Origin of the sequence: Streptomyces sp. HUAS 15-9 (genome assembly GCF_025642155.1) — a bacterium.
Classification (GTDB): Bacteria; Actinomycetota; Actinomycetes; order Streptomycetales; family Streptomycetaceae; genus Streptomyces.
Window position 1 is genome coordinate 5,034,033 of sequence record NZ_CP106798.1, and the last position, 17,356, is coordinate 5,051,388.

The window sequence follows — 17,356 nt, forward strand, 5'->3', positions numbered from 1 at the left end:
CTCCTGTGACTCGGGCATGACCGCGATCGAGTTCGTGCTGCTCACTCCCGTCCTGTTCTTCATGATCTTCGCGACCGTCCAGTTCGCCCTGTATTTCTTCGCCGACCACGTGGCCCAGGCGGCGGCCCAGGCGGGTGCCCGCAAGGCCCGCGCCACGGCCGACGAACAACCGGGTGCCTGGCGCGGCGAGGCGCGGGACGTGGTCGACTCCTACATCCGCCAACTCGGCCCGCAGCTGGTCCTGTCCCCGGACGTGACGACGCTCCAGCCGGAGCAGAACACGGTGGGGGTGGAGATCTCGGCACGGGTGCCGACGGTGTTTCCCGGGCTGGACCTGACGGTGCACGCGCAGTCCTCGGGCCCGGTGGAGCGCTTCGTGAAGGAGGAGAACTAGGTGTCACCCGAGCCGCCCCTCGACTCCTCGCGCGGACGACTCACGGGGGACGATCGGGGCCTGTCCACCGTGGAGGTGGTGATCCTCGCCCCGGTGATGATCCTCTTCATCCTGGTCCTGGTGGCCTTCGGCCAGCTGGTCGACGGCCGGGGCGCGCTGGACGGCGCCGCCCGCGACGCGGCCCGCGCGGGCTCGATCCAGAAGGACCACGCGACGGCCATGGCGGAGGCCCGCAAGGCCGCCGAGGCGGACCTGTCGGACGTCTGCTCCGGCCCGGTGTCCGTCGTCCAGACCAGCCAGGGCTTCGCACCCGACACCATCTTCACGGTCGAGGTGAGCTGCCAGGTGCGGGGCCTGGCGATGCTGGGCCTGAACGTCCCGACACGGCTGTCGGCGAGCTTCAGTTCCCCGCTGGACCCGTTCCGGAGGACGGCGTGAGACGCGATGTCGTACGGGAACGGTACGTACGGGAATGGTGGGCGGCCCGCCGCTCGCGGCTGGACGACCACGGCTCCGGCGCGGGCGCGGTCATCATCTTCGCCCTGGTCTTCCTCTCCCTCTCCGCCTTCGTGATCGACGGCGGCCTGTCCATCTCCAAGCGTGAACGCGCCGCCGACATCGCGGAGCAGGCCGCCCGCTACGCCGCCCAGGACATCGACAAGGAAGCCCTCTACGACAACGAGGGCGGCCCCGCGCCGATCAACTTCCAGGACTGCGACGCCCGGGTGAAGGCCTTCGCCCGCGAGATGGACATGAACGGCGCGGACATCGCCGCGACCCACTGCGTGGCGGCCGACGCCCAGCGGGTGGAGGTCGAGGTGCAGTTGACGTACCAGCCGGTGTTCACCGGGATGTTCTACGGCGGCGACGTGGTGGTGCACGGGCAGGCGGCCGCGAAGAACGAGGTCGGCTGATCCGGAGGGGACATCGCTCGGGCCTGCTCGGACCTACTCGGGCTTCCACTGCGTGGCGGTGACCACGTAGGTGGGGAGGTCGTCGTTCGAGGGGTCCTTGCCGACCTTCGTGATCCAGAGGTGGATGACGGGACCCTCGCTGGATTCGATGCACAGACCGGTGCCCGTCTTGAGCACCGAGCCGTTGCGGATCCTGCTCAGGGGGACCGGGTTGGCGAGCGTGGCCTCACGGGCGGTGTCCCGGCACTGGGTGGGCGTGGGGCGCTCTTGCGTCGTCACGTTGAACGCGCCGCTCTCGTCGGCGAGATGGATGCCGTTTCCCTTGATGGGGTCGGGGCAGTCCGTGTACGTGAGCCACTGGCCGGAGGTCGGCAGGTAGGCGTCGTTCAGGGAGACCGAGAGGTCGTCCAGATCGAGCGTGGTGACGTCGGACGGGCTGCACAGAGTGCCGGATCCGACGTCCTTGGCGGTCGCCGTGAATTTTGGGGCACGCAGCACCAGGTTCTTGTTCCGGACGCTGATCTGCCACCCGGCCTCGGTCTTCGGAGCGTCCGGACCGGCGGAGGCTCCCGCGCCGACCGAGGCAGCACTCGCTTTCGGGCTCCCACCCCCTGCGGAGCCGGACTTGGCGCCTCCGGACGCGCTCGACGAGTTGTCCGTGCCGTTGTCATCCCCGAGCATCCGGTACGCGGCGACGGAGCCGCCCCCGATCACGAGAACGCCCGCGGCGATGGAGGCGAGCAGCGGTGTACGACGCCGCCGGGGAGCCGGGGCCGCTGACGCGGGCTCAGCGAGGGGTGCGGACTGCGGCGGGTACGACGGCGCGGTCGGCGCGGCGGCCATGGAGACCGCGCCTGGTGCGCTCGCCGGGCGCGTGGGCGCGGCCGCCGCGAAGGCGGCCTCGGGAGAGAGCCCCGGCTGGGTGGACACCGGGGCCGGCGGCGCCTGCGGGGGCAGCGCGCCGCTCGGGGCCGCGGCGGAGGAGTAGAACCGCATCGTCCGCTCCTGCTCAGCGATCTGCTCCACCACGGCCTGCGGCAGCCACCAGCCCTCGTGCCGCATCAGGCCTTCCGCCCCGGCCAGGTCGTGGCACGCCTCGATGATCTGGTCGGGAGTCGGCCGGGCGGTCGGATCCTTGCCGAGGCAGGCGGCGACGATGCCGCGCAGTTCCTCGGGGCAGGCGGTGAGGTCGGGTTCGGTGGAGACGATCCGGTACAGCAGGGCGTGCGAGGACCCGTCCCCGAAGGGGTGCCGTCCCGTCGCCGCGAAGTACGTGATCAGGCCGAGGGCGAAGACGTCCAGGGCCGGGGTCACCGCACCGCCCACGGCCTGTTCGGGTGCCATGTAGGCGGGCGTGCCCAGACGGACGTCCGTGCCGGTGAGCGCGGTCGTGTCGGCGGCACGGGCGATGCCGAAGTCGATGACACGGGGTCCGTCGGAGGCCAGCAGCACGTTGGAGGGCTTCAGGTCCCGGTGAATGACACCGGCCGCGTGGATGGTCTGGAGGGCCTCGGCGATGCCGGCCGTCAGCTGCAGTGCCGTCCGCACCGGCAGTACGCCGTGCTGGTGAACGGCCGCGGCGAGCGAGGGCCCCGGGACGTATCCGACGGCCAGCCAGGGCTCGGGCCCGTCGGTGAAGCTGTCGAGGACAGGTGCGGTGTAGGGGCCCTGTACGCGGCGGGCGGCGGCGACCTCCTGGGTGAAGCGCTTGCGGAACTCCGGATCCTGGGCGTACTCCCGCCGCACGGCCTTCAGCGCCACCGGCTGCCCGCCCCGTGTGTGCGAGAGGTACACCACGCCCATCCCGCCCTCACCCAGCCGGGCACGGAGTCGGTAACCGGCTATCTCCTGGGTGTCGTCCGGCGCCAGCGCTTCCATCGGTGGGTCCTTCTAAGGTCGTTGGAGTGGCCATGTTACGGATGCGCCGGGAGGCAAAAGGGAATCGGTCTCGATGGCCCTGATCGCAGCCCGCTGTGCTCACCCGAACTGGCACCCTGAACGGGAAAACGTCGAAGTGCTGATGGAGAACTACGCGTCTCCGAGCTGCCGCAGGTCCACGTATCCCGCCTTGAAGTCCGGCGAACTCATGTCGACGTTCATGTGGCCCCCGTCGATGGTCTCGACCTTCCAGAGCTTGCCTGCGATCTCGACGGTGGCACCGGGGCGGAGGTTGTTGTAAAAGGCGTGGGAACCGGAGTCGGCGGCACTGATCGTGGCACTCGGCGGGTCGCTCTCGATGTCCGTGACCACCGCACCCATGCCCTGCGGTCCGTTGTCCGGAACGTGCCAGCGCAGGCGCCAGTGACCTTCGTACGTGGTCGGCCAGACGGGCATGTGTTTCCCCTTGTGCGTCGAAGCAGGCAGTCCCGGTGCGGTGAGGACCACGCGGTACGTGCAGATCTGAGAGACGGTGTACGTGTGCCCGCCGAGCGTGACCTTCTGGGCCGGGCGTACGGTCTGCCGCGCATTGCCCACGGCGAGCTCGGCGCTGCGATGCTTGCCGTCCGCCTTCGCGTCCGCGTACTGCACCTTGGTGCCGCCGGGCAGAGAGGCCGACGCGGCGCGCAGCACATGAAGACCTTTGGCAGCCTTGTCACCCTCGCACTCGGGCCCCTTGTCGGCCGGCGGTGGCGTGTATCGCGTCGTGGGCGACGGCGACGGGTCGGCCGTCGGGCTGCCCGATGTCCCGCAGGCGGCCAGCAGCAGCAGGCAGGGAAGGGCTGTGGCGATTCGTACTTTGCTCATTGGGTCCCCTGGAGTTCCTGCGGGCTGTTGAAGTACTTCTGGTAATCCGCGGGTGAGACATGGATGTCCTGGCCGTTCGGGGGACCCCACGGGTTGCCCAGGATCATGTTCCCGCCACTGTCGAAGCCCTTGACGTAGAAGACATGCCGGGTGACGTACCCCGGCTGCCAGTTCGGGTTGAGGCCGTTGTTCTTCAGCTCGTCGCCGGACGGAGTGGCGACGATCACCGGATGGTGTGATTCGAAGGACTGCTTGATGTCGTCGAAGTTGTTGTCGAGCGACTTGGAGTCATGACCAGTCACGTACGGCGGGGCCATGTTGGTCTGGTCCCACTCGGTGGCACCGTAGTCGCCCTTCTCGGCGCGGTCGTAGAGCTTGTCCCCCATATGGTTGTCGGGGGTTCCGCCCTTGTCGCCGCCGTACATCAAGGCGAACGCCTTCTCGTAGTACGCGGGCCAGGTCTCGTTCTTGCCGTGGGCGGAGACCAGGTTGCCGTTGGCGTCCATGGGAAGGTCCGGCGTCACCGTGACCCAGTGCTGATTGCCGTCCTTGTCCCAGATCCGGACGTCCACCGTGCCGTTGGGATTCTGCTTGATCCCTTCGGCGATGAACTTCGGATTCGCCTGGGCCGTCGCGGTGAGGGACGCGATGTACCAGCAGTCCGCGAACTGACCCTGCGAGATGCTCGACGCGTCGACCTTGCCCGGGGTGGCGAACAGCGGATCGCTGGGCATGCCGTAGCGCATGCCATTCACGCCTTGGTTGAGCTGGGAGTTGTATCCCTGGAGCCACGCGTCGGTGGTGTCGAACCCCGGCTGGATTCCCGGGAAGGCCGCCTCCAGCTTGGCCCAGTGCGTCGGTCCGGCCTTCCTCAGCAAGCCGCTGAGGTGGTCGCGGAACTGGGCCTCGGGTATGCCGTCGTGGGACTCCCACCACCACATGCCGCTGTCGTCGGTCTTCTTCGCCAGGTCGCCGTAGCGGCGGAGGTCCTCGGCCGGGACCTTGGCGAGGAAGGCGTCGAATTCGGCGGGGGACAGGGCGTTGAGCTCGTCCTTGACCCTGTTCAGATCGTCACGGTTGCCGTCGTCGCCGAAGCCCTTGCCGTCCAGCGCGGCGATGTCCTCCAGCGCCTGGTTGATCTTCTTCTCGTCCGGGGCCTTCTCGTCGGCGAAGGCGAGCGCCGGGTCGATGTTGTACCCCTTGGCGAGGAGTTCGTTGCACTTCTCCAGCTGGTTGCAGCGGCGCGTGATCGAGTCGGACATGTCGTGCAGCTCGTGGCCGAGTGATCCCGGCAGGGTGCCGCCGCCGAACAGCCAGCCGAAAGGGCCGGAAAAGGGGTTGCCGACTAGCGGTTCGAGGGCGGGGCTCGTGGTTGCGGGTTTGCCACCGAGCAGCCCCTGCGCCTGGGTCAGCACCGCGGAGACGTCGCTGTGCAGCTTGCCCGCGTTGTCACCCAGCGTCTTCAGATCGCTACCGAGGCTGCGGATCTGCGGGATGTCGAAGCCGGCGAATGGCATCGACTCACCTGCCCGGCTTGCTGCTCTGGGCCTTGCGGGCCTCGTCGTCGAGGTTGCTCGCCTCGGTCTCCCACCGTCGGGCGTCGGCCATCAGATCACTGGCCATCGAGTGCAGCGAGCTCTTGCGGGCGCCGAGGGTGGCCGTGGACGCGTCGGCGAAGGGGCCCTTCCATATGGCCGGCGTTGCCTGCGACACCGCCTTGTCGAGATACGGCCCGAGCGACCCCGCAAGGGTCCGGGCCCTGCGTGCGCACTCGCGCAGGTCGTCCGCCCGTTTCTTCAACTGCGCGGGCGTCTCGCCCTGTTCGTCCGGTCTTACCATGTCAACCCCGTAGTCCATCGGCCGTCAGGCACCGAGCGCCGATGCTAACAAACGGCCGAATCGGTCAAGTCGGTTCGCTTGTGTGACAGTTACCGCACCCTTACGAAGTGCGCAGCGATCCTTCACAGGGCAACGCCGTATGTCGTCCGACCTGTCGCCACCCCAGCCGCAGGCGGTCAGCAGCAGGGCCGCGGCGGTTGCCACGGTGGTCAGGGGCAGGCTGCGGCGGGCCACGGTTGAGTCTCCCCGGTGTCCGGCGTGTGCAACTGGGAACGACGCTATGGGTGGTGATCGGTCCTCCGGTCTCCGGCCGTCTCTTCGACGCCGTCAGTCGCACTCCATAGGATCTCGGTAGGCTCGACCCACCCCCCGAACCAACTCCTCCCACACACGACCCAGGACACCCGCCATGGCGCGACGCAGCACATCAAGCTCGACGGGAAGCCCCGCGGGCCCGCGGAACCGGACACCGCAGCCGGTGCGCGTGCGTCGGCGTTCGTTCGGGGACTTCGTCAAGGCGTTCTTCGCGTTCGTCGCCCTGCTCGTGCTCGTCGTCGGCGTGCCCGGCGCCCTCGCCGTGGAGGTCGGGTGGCCGCTGCCGCACGGGGTGCCGAGCCTCGACTGGCTGCAGCAGGAGATCACGGTCCAGACCTTCCTGCACGTGCTCACCGTGATCGTGTGGCTCGCCTGGGCCCAGTTCACGGCCTGCGTGCTGGTGGAGGTCAAGGCCGCGCTGTCCGGCGTGGGCATCCCGGGGCGTGTCCCCGGCGCGGGTCCCAGCCAGCTGCTCGCCCGGCAGCTCGTCGCCGCGCTGCTGCTCGTCGGCGCCACCGCGGCCGGCCTCACGCCGGGGCTCTCACAGCTCGGACACAGCCTGGAGGGGAACCAGAAGGGGACCGTCGCCGCCGCCCAGCAGACCCCCGGCCTCTTCGCACAGCAGCAGGAGCAGGCCGCCAATACCGCGGCCGCGCTCGCCGAGCAGGCCTCGCACGCCACCGCCCACGCCGACGCCGGGGGCGGCACGGCCAGGCACGGCGACACGAAGTACTACCGGATCCAGCCGCCCGAGGGCCGTCACCACGACTCCCTCTGGGAGATAGCCCAGCGGCACCTCGGCGACGGCCGCCGGTACAAGGAGATCTACGAGCTCAACAAGGACCGGATCCAGCCCGACGGTTCGCGTCTGTCCGAGGCCAGCCTCATCCGTCCCGGCTGGATCATGGAGATGCCGGGCGACGCTCACGGCGGCGAACTCGTCGAGAACCCCGATGCCCATGTCTCCCACGAGGTGCGGCAGCAGATCCACGACTACGCCAAGACCGGGGACCACGCCAAGGAACAGGAACAGGAACAGGAACAGGAACAGGAACAGGGGCAGCATGCCGGCGGCGGTGGTTCCGGTGCCTCCGGCGGCTCCCGCGTGTCCATTCCCCAGCAGCGGCCCGCCCCGGCCGGAGGGCAGGAGCGGCAGCGCGTCACCCCCGCCGCCGACAGCGGCTCCGCAAGCCACTCCTTCGGTCTGCCCGAAGCCCTCGTCGGCGCCCCCTCCTCGCCGCCGGCCTGCTCGGCGCCCTCGGCCGGCGGCGCCGCCAGGCGATGTGGCAGTCGGCGCTGGGAGCCGTCGGCGGGCGGCGCGGCATGGAGCCGCCGACGCCGACCGGGGACGCCCAGGACGTCCACGACGCGCTGCTCGTCGGGGCCGACCCCGAGGGCGTACGGCTCCTGGACCGTTCGCTGCGGGGCCTTGCCGCCTCCCTCGCGGCCGAATCGCGCGCACTGCCCGTCGTCTACGCCGCCTGGTTCAGCAACGGCGATCTGCACCTCCAGCTCGCCCAGCCGGCCGGAAAGCCGCCGGCGCCCTGGCAGCTCGGGCAGGACCAGACGTTCTGGATGCTGGCGCGCGCGGATGCCGAGAGATACGAGGACGTCGACACCGCGGCGCCGTACCCGGGTCTCGTCAGCCTCGGCACCATGGACGAATCGCGGCTGCTGCTCAATCTGGAGGCCGTGCCCGGCATCGTCTCCCTGAGCGGCCGCGAGGCCGACCGGGCCGCCGTGTTCGCCTCCGTCGCCGCCGAACTGGCCACCAACGGCTGGTCGGACCGGATGACCATCACCCTCGTCGGCTTCGGCGAGGACCTCACCGCGCTCGCGCCCAACCGGCTGCGCCACCTCGACGGCATCGAAGCGCTGATCGAGACGATGGAGGCCGAGACCCGCCAGCGTCGCGGCGCCCTCGGTGCCGCCGGCCACGACTCCGTGCTCACCGGCCGCTCCGGGCCCGCCCAGCACACCCGTTGGGCCCCGCACCTCGTCCTGCTCGCCGCCCAGCCCTCCGCCGAGGACGCCGTCAAGCTCGCCGAACTCGCCGCCGACGCCGGCCGGCTCGGCATCGGCTACCTCGTCGGCACCGAGACCGGTGATCTGTCCGGCGCCGCCTGGGAGATGGAGGTCACGCCCGAGGGCAAGCTGCTCGCCCCGCTGCTCGGCCTGGAGCTCGACGCACAGCTCCTGCCGGCCGTCCAGCAGCGCGCGGTCGTCGAGCTGTTCGTCGAGGCCGACCCCGAGCGCGATCCGGACGGGCCGCCCACCACCCCGCCGTTCCTCGTCGACATCAGCGAGCAGGGGCGGCCCGCGGTGTACGCGCGCCTCGTCGGGCCGTACGAGATCATCGGCCTCGACACCCCGGACGGGGAGCGCAGCGCCCTGCTGCACGAGGCGCTCGCCCTGCTGCTTCTGCACCGCGAGGGCGTGCACCCGCGCGTGCTCGCCTCCGCGCTGTGGCCGCGCGGGGTCACCGAGGACGTACGGGACGCGCTCGTCGAGCGGCTGCGCACCTGGCTCGGGACGGATCCCGACGGCACGCCCCGGCTCGGCGCCGACGCGACCGGGCGGCTCACGCTCGCCAAGTCGGTCGTCTCCGACCTTGACGTACTGCGTTCCCTCTACCACGAGGCCACCCAGGGCAAGGGTGTCGACAGCCGCGCCGTACGCGGACGGCTGCTCACGGACGCGCTGGTCCTGGTCCGCGGACCGCTGCTCGCCGACCGGCCCGAGGGCCGCTACCGCTGGCTCACCCATGAGATCGTCGACGCCCAACTCCCGCTGCTGGTCGCCGACACCGGCCTCGCCCTGTCCGCGTTCCACCTGGAGAAGGACCGCGCGGAGAAGGCGATCGAGGCGCTGAACGCGGCGCTGAACTCGGCCCCGGACGACGAGCGCCTGTGGAACGAACTGCTGCGCGCCACCCACGCCACCGGCGACACCGCCCGCCTGCGGACCCTCGCCGTCGACCTCCTCGGCCGCGGTGGCGCCCGCGGTCTACCGCCGCGCACGGAGGCGCTCCTCGACGAGCTCCTGCCCACCTGGCGCGACGGCGCCGCCGCGGCGGGATGAACGACCTCGCGCTGATCGCCGCCGCCGCGCTGTGGGGTGCGGTGGCGGGGTCGTCGCTGCCCCGGGCGGCCTACCGCTTCTCCGCCCCGCAGGGGGAGGAGTGGCGGGCGCTGTGTCCGGGCGGGCATCCGGTGCGGGGGTGGATCGGCCGGGGCCGGTGCCCGGACTGCGCCGAATCCTCGTACGGCCCCGGCGCCCCCGTCCTCGCCACGGCCACCGCCCTTTTCTGCGCCGCCCTCGCCGCCGCCACCGGCACCCGGCCCGAGCTCGGAGTCTGGCTGCTGCTCGCGCCCCTCTGGGTGCTGCTGGCGGTGGTGGACTTCCGGGTGAAGCGGCTGCCGGACCCGCTGACGCTGCCGCTCGCGGCCGCCGCCCTGGCCCTGCTCGGCCCGGTCTCCCTCCTGCCCGAGCACACCGGCCATTGGTTCACCGCGCTGTACGGCGCCCTGGCGCTCGGCGGCGGCTACTTCGTGCTGTTCCTCATCAACCCGGGCGGCATGGGCTTCGGCGATGTGAAACTGGCGCTCGGGATGGGCGCCGTACTGGGGTGGTACGGCTGGCCGACCGTCATGCTCGGCACCTTCGCGGGCTTCTCGTTCGGGGCGCTGTACGGCGGTGCCCTCGTCGTCGCGCGGCGGGCCGGGCGCAAGACGGCGATACCGTTCGGGCCGTTCCTGATCGCGGGCGCGTACGCGGGACTTCTGGCCGGGGCGTACGCGGCCTGACGTCGGCCGGGCCGAGGCCCTGGCGTAGGCTGGCCGGGTCCGTCCACAACCTTGACGAAAGGGACGTCCCGGTGACCGAGAAGGCCGACCTCACGTCTTTTGATGTCACAGCCGTGCTCGACCGTGCCGCGGCCGGTGGACGGATCACCCCCGAGGAGGCGCTCGTCCTCTACCGCGACGCCCCGCTGCACGCGCTGGGCGCCGCCGCCGACGCCGTGCGCCGCCGCAACTACGCGGGCACCGAGCACATCGCGACGTACATCATCGAGCGCAACATCAACTACACGAACGTGTGCGTCACGGCGTGCAAGTTCTGTGCCTTCTACGCCGCCCCCAAGGACACCGCCAAGGGCTGGACCCGCGACCTCGACGACATCCTGCGCCGCTGCGCGGAGACCGTGGAGCTGGGCGGCACGCAGATCATGTTCCAGGGCGGGCACCACCCGGACTACGGCGTCGAGTACTACGAGAAGCACTTCGCCGCCATCAAGAAGGAGTTCCCGCAGCTCGTCATCCACAGCCTGGGGGCGAGCGAGGTCGAGCACATGGCCCGGATCTCGAAGGTGCCGGTCGAGGAGGCCATCACCCGGATCCACCAGGCCGGTCTCGACTCCTTCGCGGGCGCCGGCGCCGAGTTGCTGCCCGAGCGGCCGCGCAAGGCCATCGCCCCGCTCAAGGAGAGCGGCGAGCGCTGGCTGGAGATCATGGAGATCGCGCACGGGCTGGGTGTGGAGTCCACGTCGACGATGCTCATGGGCACCGGTGAGACCAACGCCGAGCGCATCGAGCACCTGCGGATGATCCGGGACGTACAGGACCGCACGGGCGGCTTCCGCGCGTTCATCCCGTACACCTACCAGCCCGAGAACAACCATCTGAAGGGCCGCACGCAGGCCACGCTCTTCGAGTACCTGCGGATGATCGCGATCGCCCGCCTCTTCCTCGACAACGTCCGGCACATCCAGGGCTCCTGGCTGACCACGGGCAAGGAGGTCGGCCAGCTGTCACTGCACTACGGCGCCGACGACCTCGGCTCGATCATGCTGGAGGAGAACGTGGTCTCCTCGGCCGGCGCCAAGCACCGCTCCAACCGCCTGGAGATCATCGACCTGATCCGCAAGGCGGGGCGTGTCCCGGCGCAGCGCTCGACGACGTACGAGCTCCTCGTCGTGCACGACGACCCGGCGAACGACCCGGTCGACGAACGCGTGATGTCGCACATCTCGTCGACGGCGATCGAGGGCGGGACGGCCCACCCCGAGCTGAAGCTGCTCGCGTCCAACTGAGCCGATCAGGGCCGAGCAGCGCAGACAAGAGCCGACCAGAGCCAACCAGAGGTTCCGTGCTGACACTTCATGTCGCCGAGCAGTCGCCCGATACGGCGGTTCTGGTCGACGGTGCGTCCGTCGCCGCCGTCGGCCGGTACGAGGAACTGGCCGTCGCCCACCCGCGGGCGAGGGTGCGGCGCTGGCCCGGCATCCTGACGCCGGGACTGCTGAACCCTTACGGCCCGGAGCTTCTCGAGGCCACGTACCATCCCGACCCGCGCGAGGCCGATGCCCTCGGGACCGAGCCCATCGGCGGCGAGCGGGCTCGGGAGATCTTCCGTACCGACCCCGCGCGCCTCGGCGCGAGTGCGCGGCGCGGGATCCAGCGGATGCTGGCGCACGGCACGGTGGCGGTGGCCGGGGAGCTGCGGTCGCGGGCCGTGGTCGACGCGGTGCGCAGGGCCGGGCTCGCGGTGGGACAGCGGCCGGACCGGCTCCCGGGCCCGGCGGCGCTGTCCCCCACCCCGCTGATCCTGCTGCCGGGGCTGGTGCCGGGCGGCCCCGCCCGGTTCGCCGTGTTCGATGTCGCGGACCGCGCCGAACTGGTCCGGCGCGGCGCCGGAACCTGTGTGGCGACCGTGATCGGCGGGCGGCTGGTGTACCGCGGCCGCTGACGATGCCGAGGCCGCTGCCATGACGTCGCACCCCCTGCTGCCACAATGGTCGGGTGACCCGCGCATCCCTGGACAAGCAGCCGCACGAAGTCGCTTCGATGTTCGACAACGTGGCGGAACGGTACGACCTCACCAATGACGTGCTGTCCCTCGGCCAGGACCGGCGATGGCGCAAGGAGGTCGCGAGGGCGGTCGACGCGCGCCCCGCGCAGAAGGTGCTGGACCTGGCGGCGGGTACGGCCACCTCGTCGCTGCCCTTCGCTCAGACCGGCGCCTACGTCGTCCCCTGCGACTTCTCCCTCGGCATGCTCCAGGTCGGCAAGCGGCGCAACCCCTGGCTGCCCTTCACGGCCGGGGACGCGACCAGGCTGCCGTTCAAGGACGACACCTTCGACGCGGTGACGATCTCCTTCGGGCTGCGCAATGTGCAGGACACGGATGCCGCGCTGCGCGAGATGTACCGGGTGACCCGGCCCGGTGGGCGGGTCGTGATCTGCGAGTTCTCGCACCCGACGTGGGCGCCCTTCCGCACCGTCTACACCGAGTACCTGATGCGGGCCCTGCCGCCGGTCGCGCGGGCCGTCTCCTCCAACCCGGAGGCCTACGTCTACCTCGCCGAGTCCATCCGCGCCTGGCCCGACCAGCCCGCGCTGGCCGAGCGGCTGCGCAAGGCGGGCTGGTCGAAGGTGGCGTACCGGAATCTCAGCGGCGGTGTGGTGGCCCTGCACCGGGGCTTCAAGGAGAGCGGCTTCAAGGAGAGCTGATCACCTCGAAGGCGTCCCCGGGCTCGTCGAGCCGGCGCTGCATCCCGCCGGAGGGCGGTTTCGGAATGCGCGGCTCGCGCACGCCTCCGCCGCCCTCACCGAAGTCGAACCACACATAGACCATCGAGTCCCTCGGCACCTCGGCACCCGGCTGCGGGTACTGGCGGACGACGTAGTCGACGACGGTGTGGTGGAAGTCCGGCCGGTCCGGCGCGTTGAGCGACAGGCCCCACGCGCGGGCCGTCTCGCGCGCGTCCACGGCCATGAGACCGACGAGCCGCGGAACGCGCACCTCGGGTGTTTTGGGTGTTATACGCACAGATGTCACCCCCAGCGACATGGGAAGGGTAACTCCGGCGCGTCCCTGACCGGAAGCGTTTGGTGCCTTTCTGTGACAGTTAACTACTCTGAGTCACAAGTCCAGTCGGTAGCAGTGCCCCGCGCGCCGCGCGCCGGGCGTCACGAAGGTCTCCGCATGACGCATGCCCAGCCGCCGGGTGACCGCGATGGAGCGCTCGTTGCGGGCGTCGACCATCGCCACGACGCCCGGCACCCCGGCCGCCCGCAGCCGCTCCAGGGTCTCCTGCGCGGCCGCGGTGACATATCCCCTGCCCCAGTGCGCCCGCCCGAGCCGCCAGCCGATCTCGGTCTCGCCCATCGGCCCCCATTCCCGCTCCCAGGGCTGGGCGCCCGTGAAGCCGATGACCTCGCCCGACTCGTCGAGCATGGTCCACAGACAGAAGCCGCGCTCGGCGTCGTGCCGCCGCTGGCGGGCGGTGAGCTCCTCGTAGACGGACAGCTCCGCGGCCCTGCCGCCGTGGAACTCCATGACGTCCGGGTCGGCGAAGATCCGGTGCCAGGCGAACGCGTCCTCGTGGGTGGGCACGCGCAGCCGTACTGCGGGGAGAGCTCGGTTCACGGGGCATCCCTTCGGCCGGTGATCAATCGTGCTGAATAGACTGCCCATGTCCGGTGCCGGTCGGCACGCAGATTTCGAACCTTGGGGAGATCCCGCCGTGACCGAGCCCCTCTCCGGCAACTCCGCCGATGTGATCGTCGTGGGCGCGGGGCCAGCCGGCTCCACGACCGCGTACCACCTCGCCCGGGCCGGCCTCGACGTACTCCTGCTGGAGAAGACCGAGTTCCCGCGCGAGAAGGTGTGCGGCGACGGACTCACCCCGCGGGCCGTCAAGCAGCTGGTGTCGATGGGCATCGACCTCTCCGAGGAGGCCGGCTGGCTGCGCAACAAGGGCCTGAGGATCATCGGCGGCGGCTCCCGGCTCCAGCTCGACTGGCCGGATCTCGCCTCCTATCCGAACTACGGACTTGTCCGCAAGCGCGACGACTTCGACGAGCAGCTGGCCCGCAACGCGCAGAAGGCGGGGGCCCGCCTGCACGAGCGCTGCAACGTCTCCGGCCCGATCGTCGACGAGCGCACCGGCCGCATCACCGGTGTGAAGGCCAAGCTCGGCGAGGAGAAGCGGGAAGTCACCTTCCACGCGCCCCTGGTGGTGGCCGCCGACGGCAACTCCACCCGGCTGTCGCTCGCGATGGGCCTGCACCGCCGCGAGGACCGTCCGATGGGCGTCGCGGTGCGTACGTACTTCACCTCCCCGCGCCACGAGGACGACTACCTGGAGTCCTGGCTGGAACTGTGGGACCGCCGCGGCCCGCAGGACCGCCTGCTGCCGGGCTACGGCTGGATCTTCGGCATGGGCGACGGCACCTCCAACGTCGGTCTGGGCGTGCTGAACACCTCCGACTCCTTCAAGGAGCTGGACTGGCGCGAGGTCCTGAAGGCGTGGTGCGCGTCCATGCCGGAGGACTGGGGCTACACCCCCGAGAACATGACCGGCCCGATCCGCGGCGCCGCCCTGCCGATGGCCTTCAACCGCCAGCCGCACTACACCAAGGGCCTGCTGCTCGTCGGCGACGCCGGCGGCCTGGTGAACCCCTTCAACGGCGAGGGCATCGCCTACGCCATGGAGTCCGGCCAGCTCGCCGCCGACGTCATCGTCCAGGCGCACGCGCGGGCGACACGGGGCCAGCGCGAACTGGCCCTGCAGCGCTACCCGCGCGTCCTCAAGGACACCTACGGCGGCTACTACACGCTGGGCCGCGCCTTCGTGAAGCTCATCGGCAACCCGAAGGTCATGCAGATCGCGACCCAGCGCGGCCTGACCCACCCGCTGCTGATGAAGTTCACCCTGAAGCTCCTGGCCAACCTCACCGACCCGACGGGCGGCGACGCGATGGACCGGATCATCAACGGGCTGAGCAAGGTGGCCCCGAAGGCCTGACCCAGCCGCTGCTTCTGCCGCTCAGGGCAGGACGACCCTCACCGACGGGAACCCGCTCGGCCGGTTCATGGACCCGGCCGTGACGGGGTCTGGGCGGCCCTGAGCCGCGCAACCGCGAGCGGCTCCTCATCCACCCCACGGGCACCCTCTGCAACGGCCCCTCGGCCCGCACGAAGGCGCCGGACCTCTTCCTCGCGGGCGAATGCGTCCGTACGGACGTGGAGCCGGGCACGACGGAGGGTGCCGACGAGTCGCGCGACGAGCCGCTAACACACCGCTCAATAGGGATAATTCGGGCGCGGAGCGGTGACGCCTGTGAGACCTGTTCCGTCTGCCGGAGACGGAGTCCGAACCCGAAGGGCCGCTGCCCCCGAGCGGCTGCGGCCCTTCACGTGAATGCGGCGTACTGCCGCGAAGCGCTCCTAGAGCACCCGCACCGCGCCGGTCGGCGGGTCGTACGACAGCGGCTTCTCCACGATGCCGGTGGACGGGTTCTGCGCGCCGACGAACATGCCGTCGCCGACGTACACCGCCACGTGGTACGCGCTGCCCGCGCTGCCCCAGTAGAGGATGTCGCCCGGCTGCAGGTTGCTCAGCGAGACCTGGGTGCCGGCGGTCGACTGGGACTGCGAGACGCGCGGCAGGCTGATGCCGACCTGCTTGAAGGCGGCCTGCACGAGACCGGAGCAGTCGTAGGCGCTGGGGCCGGTGGCGCCCAGGACGTAGGACTTGCCGATCTGCGCCTTCACGAAGGAGACGACAGCCGCGGCCGAACCGGTGGCCGTGGACGTACCCGTGGAGGTGCTGGAGTTCGTGCTGGTGGCGCTGAGGGTGGTCCGCTCGGCGGTGCGGCTGGCGCGCGCGGCGGCGGCCTTGCGGGCGTCCTCGGCGGCCTTCTTCTTGGCCTCCGCCTTCTGCTTCGCCTCGGCGAGGTCTGCCTTGGCCTGCTTTGCGGCATTTGCGGCGGCCGCGTCACGCTCGGCCTGCAGCTGGTAGTTCGCGGCGGCCTGCTGCGTGGCGTCGGCGGACTGGGCGACCTGGGTGGCCATGTCGGCCGTCAGGGCGGGCAGTTCGAGCGTCTGCGTCACAGGCTCGTCGGCGTAGGCCGACGCGGACGCGCCGGCAGCGGCCAGGCTGAGGACGCCACCGGCAACTCCAGCCCGCATCGCGATCGTCGACGCGCTGCGGCTGCGGGGCTTCCGGTGGCTGCGTATGTGAGCGGTGTGGGACATGAGAACAACGGGTACCAGGGGCTCCTTCATATCTTCAAGAAACGTGTGCTGCGCCACAGTTGTTCAATCGAGACCGTGAACCCCGGGCGCGTCGTTCTTTATTGACGCCGTAACGGACATTGCGGACTACCGTGATCAAGCCCGTGATCATGTCGTTTCGTTATTACGTCCGAATTGCCCCGCACTTACCACCGCATGGGGTCGGTGGCCAAGCCCGGTTCTCAGACCGCTCTCATGAATGTGGCGGAGGTCACGGAACGGTTACCGGAGGGGTGGCGTCCCGCGCGGGGATCGGTCGCGTCGAGCTCGTGAATCTGTGCACGCGTCCACACCGCACCCCGAACGTCCCCCCGATGTGTGAACGGACCCCACTAGCAGGACGCCGTGTCCAACACGAATTTGCATGCAAGGGAAGCCTCTTGATAGTGAGACGACCCCTCTGGCCTGCGACGATGATCGAAAATGTCACTTTTGGTGACCACCTGAATGCTTCTCGTGCGAAGATCACTGCTCATCCGACTTCATGATCGTTCGTCAGGTGGCAGAGATCACAAAGGTTCGGTAATACCCCGTGTCGCAGATCACAGAGTCGCGGGCATAAGATGCGAGGCAGTTGGGCTTGTGACCTGCTTCACATGTTCTCGATCTTCGTCCGGGGCGAGCGGGGTTCGGGGGACGGGTGGGGCGGAAGTGGGCCCATGGCAACCCGCCAGTCAGTGCCGACTGAGAGGAGCGAGGAGCGGTGAACGCGTATGCGCCCATCCTCGTACTGGGAGCCCTCGGGGCAGGCTTTGCGATCTTTTCCGTGGTCATGGCCACGCTGATCGGTCCGAAGCGGTACAACCGCGCCAAGCTCGAGGCGTACGAGTGCGGTATCGAGCCGACCCCCACGCCGGCCGGCGGCGGGCGTTTCCCGATCAAGTACTACCTGACGGCGATGCTCTTCATCGTCTTCGACATCGAGATCGTCTTCCTTTACCCCTGGGCCGTCACCTTCGACGCCCTGGGCGTTTTCGGGCTCGTGGAGATGCTGCTCTTCGTGCTCACCGTCTTCGTCGCCTACGCGTACGTATGGCGGCGCGGCGGCCTGGAATGGGACTGAGGG

The 17,356-nt window shown here is 70.1% G+C and carries 16 protein-coding genes and 1 pseudogene; 10 read left to right on the plus strand and 7 right to left on the minus strand.

Annotated elements, in window-relative coordinates; all coding sequences use genetic code 11:
- Window positions 1–16 precede the first annotated feature (16 nt).
- From N8I87_RS23280 to N8I87_RS23290, 3 genes are read left to right on the plus strand one after another with little or no spacing between them, the layout of a single operon-like run.
- Complete coding sequence (locus N8I87_RS23280) at window positions 17–394, plus strand: TadE family protein (protein WP_263211401.1); 378 nt, start codon at window positions 17–19, stop codon at window positions 392–394.
- Window positions 395–832 carry a TadE/TadG family type IV pilus assembly protein gene (locus tag N8I87_RS23285; protein ID WP_263211403.1) on the plus strand — a complete coding sequence of 146 codons (438 nt, stop codon included), beginning with the start codon at window positions 395–397 and terminating at the stop codon, window positions 830–832.
- Window positions 829–1,308, plus strand: a complete 480-nt coding sequence (locus N8I87_RS23290; protein ID WP_263211404.1) for a TadE/TadG family type IV pilus assembly protein — start codon at window positions 829–831, stop codon at window positions 1,306–1,308. The genes N8I87_RS23285 and N8I87_RS23290 overlap by 4 nt, the downstream gene beginning before the upstream one ends.
- A 33-nt stretch (window positions 1,309–1,341) precedes the next feature.
- Here N8I87_RS23290 and N8I87_RS23295 read toward each other — a convergent pair whose 3' ends face one another.
- From N8I87_RS23295 to N8I87_RS23310, 4 genes are all read right to left on the minus strand, one after another.
- Window positions 1,342–3,186, minus strand: coding sequence for a serine/threonine-protein kinase (locus N8I87_RS23295; protein ID WP_263211406.1), 1,845 nt, complete (start codon window positions 3,184–3,186; stop codon window positions 1,342–1,344).
- A gap of 150 nt (window positions 3,187–3,336) precedes the next feature.
- Window positions 3,337–4,053 carry a hypothetical protein gene (locus N8I87_RS23300; protein WP_263211407.1) on the minus strand — a complete coding sequence of 239 codons (717 nt, stop codon included), beginning with the start codon at window positions 4,051–4,053 and terminating at the stop codon, window positions 3,337–3,339.
- The gene (locus N8I87_RS23305; protein ID WP_263211409.1) at window positions 4,050–5,570 is read right to left on the minus strand and encodes a C2 family cysteine protease; all 1,521 of its coding nucleotides are present in this window, start codon (window positions 5,568–5,570) and stop codon (window positions 4,050–4,052) included. The genes N8I87_RS23300 and N8I87_RS23305 overlap by 4 nt, the downstream gene beginning before the upstream one ends.
- A gap of 4 nt (window positions 5,571–5,574) precedes the next feature.
- Window positions 5,575–5,892, minus strand: a complete 318-nt coding sequence (locus N8I87_RS23310; protein ID WP_263211411.1) for a hypothetical protein — start codon at window positions 5,890–5,892, stop codon at window positions 5,575–5,577.
- 409 nt (window positions 5,893–6,301) lie between these two features.
- Here N8I87_RS23310 and N8I87_RS44755 point away from each other — a divergent pair.
- From N8I87_RS44755 to N8I87_RS23335, 5 genes and pseudogenes are all read left to right on the plus strand, one after another.
- Window positions 6,302–9,288: pseudogene (locus N8I87_RS44755) on the plus strand (BTAD domain-containing putative transcriptional regulator).
- Window positions 9,285–10,013 (plus strand): prepilin peptidase, encoded by a 729-nt coding sequence (locus N8I87_RS23320; protein WP_263211413.1) that lies wholly within the window; start codon window positions 9,285–9,287, stop codon window positions 10,011–10,013. The pseudogene N8I87_RS44755 and the gene N8I87_RS23320 overlap by 4 nt, the downstream one beginning before the upstream one ends.
- Window positions 10,014–10,084: 71 nt before the next feature.
- The gene (gene mqnC, locus N8I87_RS23325) at window positions 10,085–11,299 is read left to right on the plus strand and encodes a cyclic dehypoxanthinyl futalosine synthase (RefSeq protein ID WP_263211414.1); all 1,215 of its coding nucleotides are present in this window, start codon (window positions 10,085–10,087) and stop codon (window positions 11,297–11,299) included.
- 56 nt (window positions 11,300–11,355) lie between these two features.
- Complete coding sequence (locus tag N8I87_RS23330) at window positions 11,356–11,955, plus strand: hypothetical protein (RefSeq protein ID WP_263211416.1); 600 nt, start codon at window positions 11,356–11,358, stop codon at window positions 11,953–11,955.
- Window positions 11,956–12,008: 53 nt separating this feature from the next.
- The gene (locus N8I87_RS23335; RefSeq protein WP_263211418.1) at window positions 12,009–12,719 is read left to right on the plus strand and encodes a demethylmenaquinone methyltransferase; all 711 of its coding nucleotides are present in this window, start codon (window positions 12,009–12,011) and stop codon (window positions 12,717–12,719) included.
- Here the strand turns inward: N8I87_RS23335 and N8I87_RS23340 are convergent.
- Both N8I87_RS23340 and N8I87_RS23345 read right to left on the minus strand, forming a co-directional pair.
- A complete protein-coding gene (locus N8I87_RS23340; RefSeq protein WP_263211419.1) occupies window positions 12,706–13,011 on the minus strand; it encodes a PASTA domain-containing protein in 306 nt (101 codons plus the stop codon). The genes N8I87_RS23335 and N8I87_RS23340 overlap by 14 nt on opposite strands.
- Before the next feature lie 120 nt (window positions 13,012–13,131).
- A complete protein-coding gene (locus N8I87_RS23345) occupies window positions 13,132–13,638 on the minus strand; it encodes a GNAT family N-acetyltransferase (RefSeq protein ID WP_411577274.1) in 507 nt (168 codons plus the stop codon).
- 46 nt (window positions 13,639–13,684) lie between these two features.
- Here N8I87_RS23345 and N8I87_RS23350 point away from each other — a divergent pair, with 46 nt between their 5' ends.
- On the plus strand, window positions 13,685–15,019 hold the full coding sequence (locus N8I87_RS23350; RefSeq protein WP_263211421.1) for a geranylgeranyl reductase family protein: 1,335 nt from the start codon (window positions 13,685–13,687) through the stop codon (window positions 15,017–15,019).
- A gap of 422 nt (window positions 15,020–15,441) precedes the next feature.
- Here N8I87_RS23350 and N8I87_RS23355 read toward each other — a convergent pair whose 3' ends face one another.
- Window positions 15,442–16,251 carry a C40 family peptidase gene (locus N8I87_RS23355; protein WP_263211422.1) on the minus strand — a complete coding sequence of 270 codons (810 nt, stop codon included), beginning with the start codon at window positions 16,249–16,251 and terminating at the stop codon, window positions 15,442–15,444.
- Between the two features lie 742 nt (window positions 16,252–16,993).
- Between N8I87_RS23355 and N8I87_RS23360 the strand changes: the two genes are divergently transcribed.
- Window positions 16,994–17,353, plus strand: a complete 360-nt coding sequence (locus tag N8I87_RS23360) for an NADH-quinone oxidoreductase subunit A (protein ID WP_007383963.1) — start codon at window positions 16,994–16,996, stop codon at window positions 17,351–17,353.
- Window positions 17,354–17,356 lie beyond the last annotated feature (3 nt).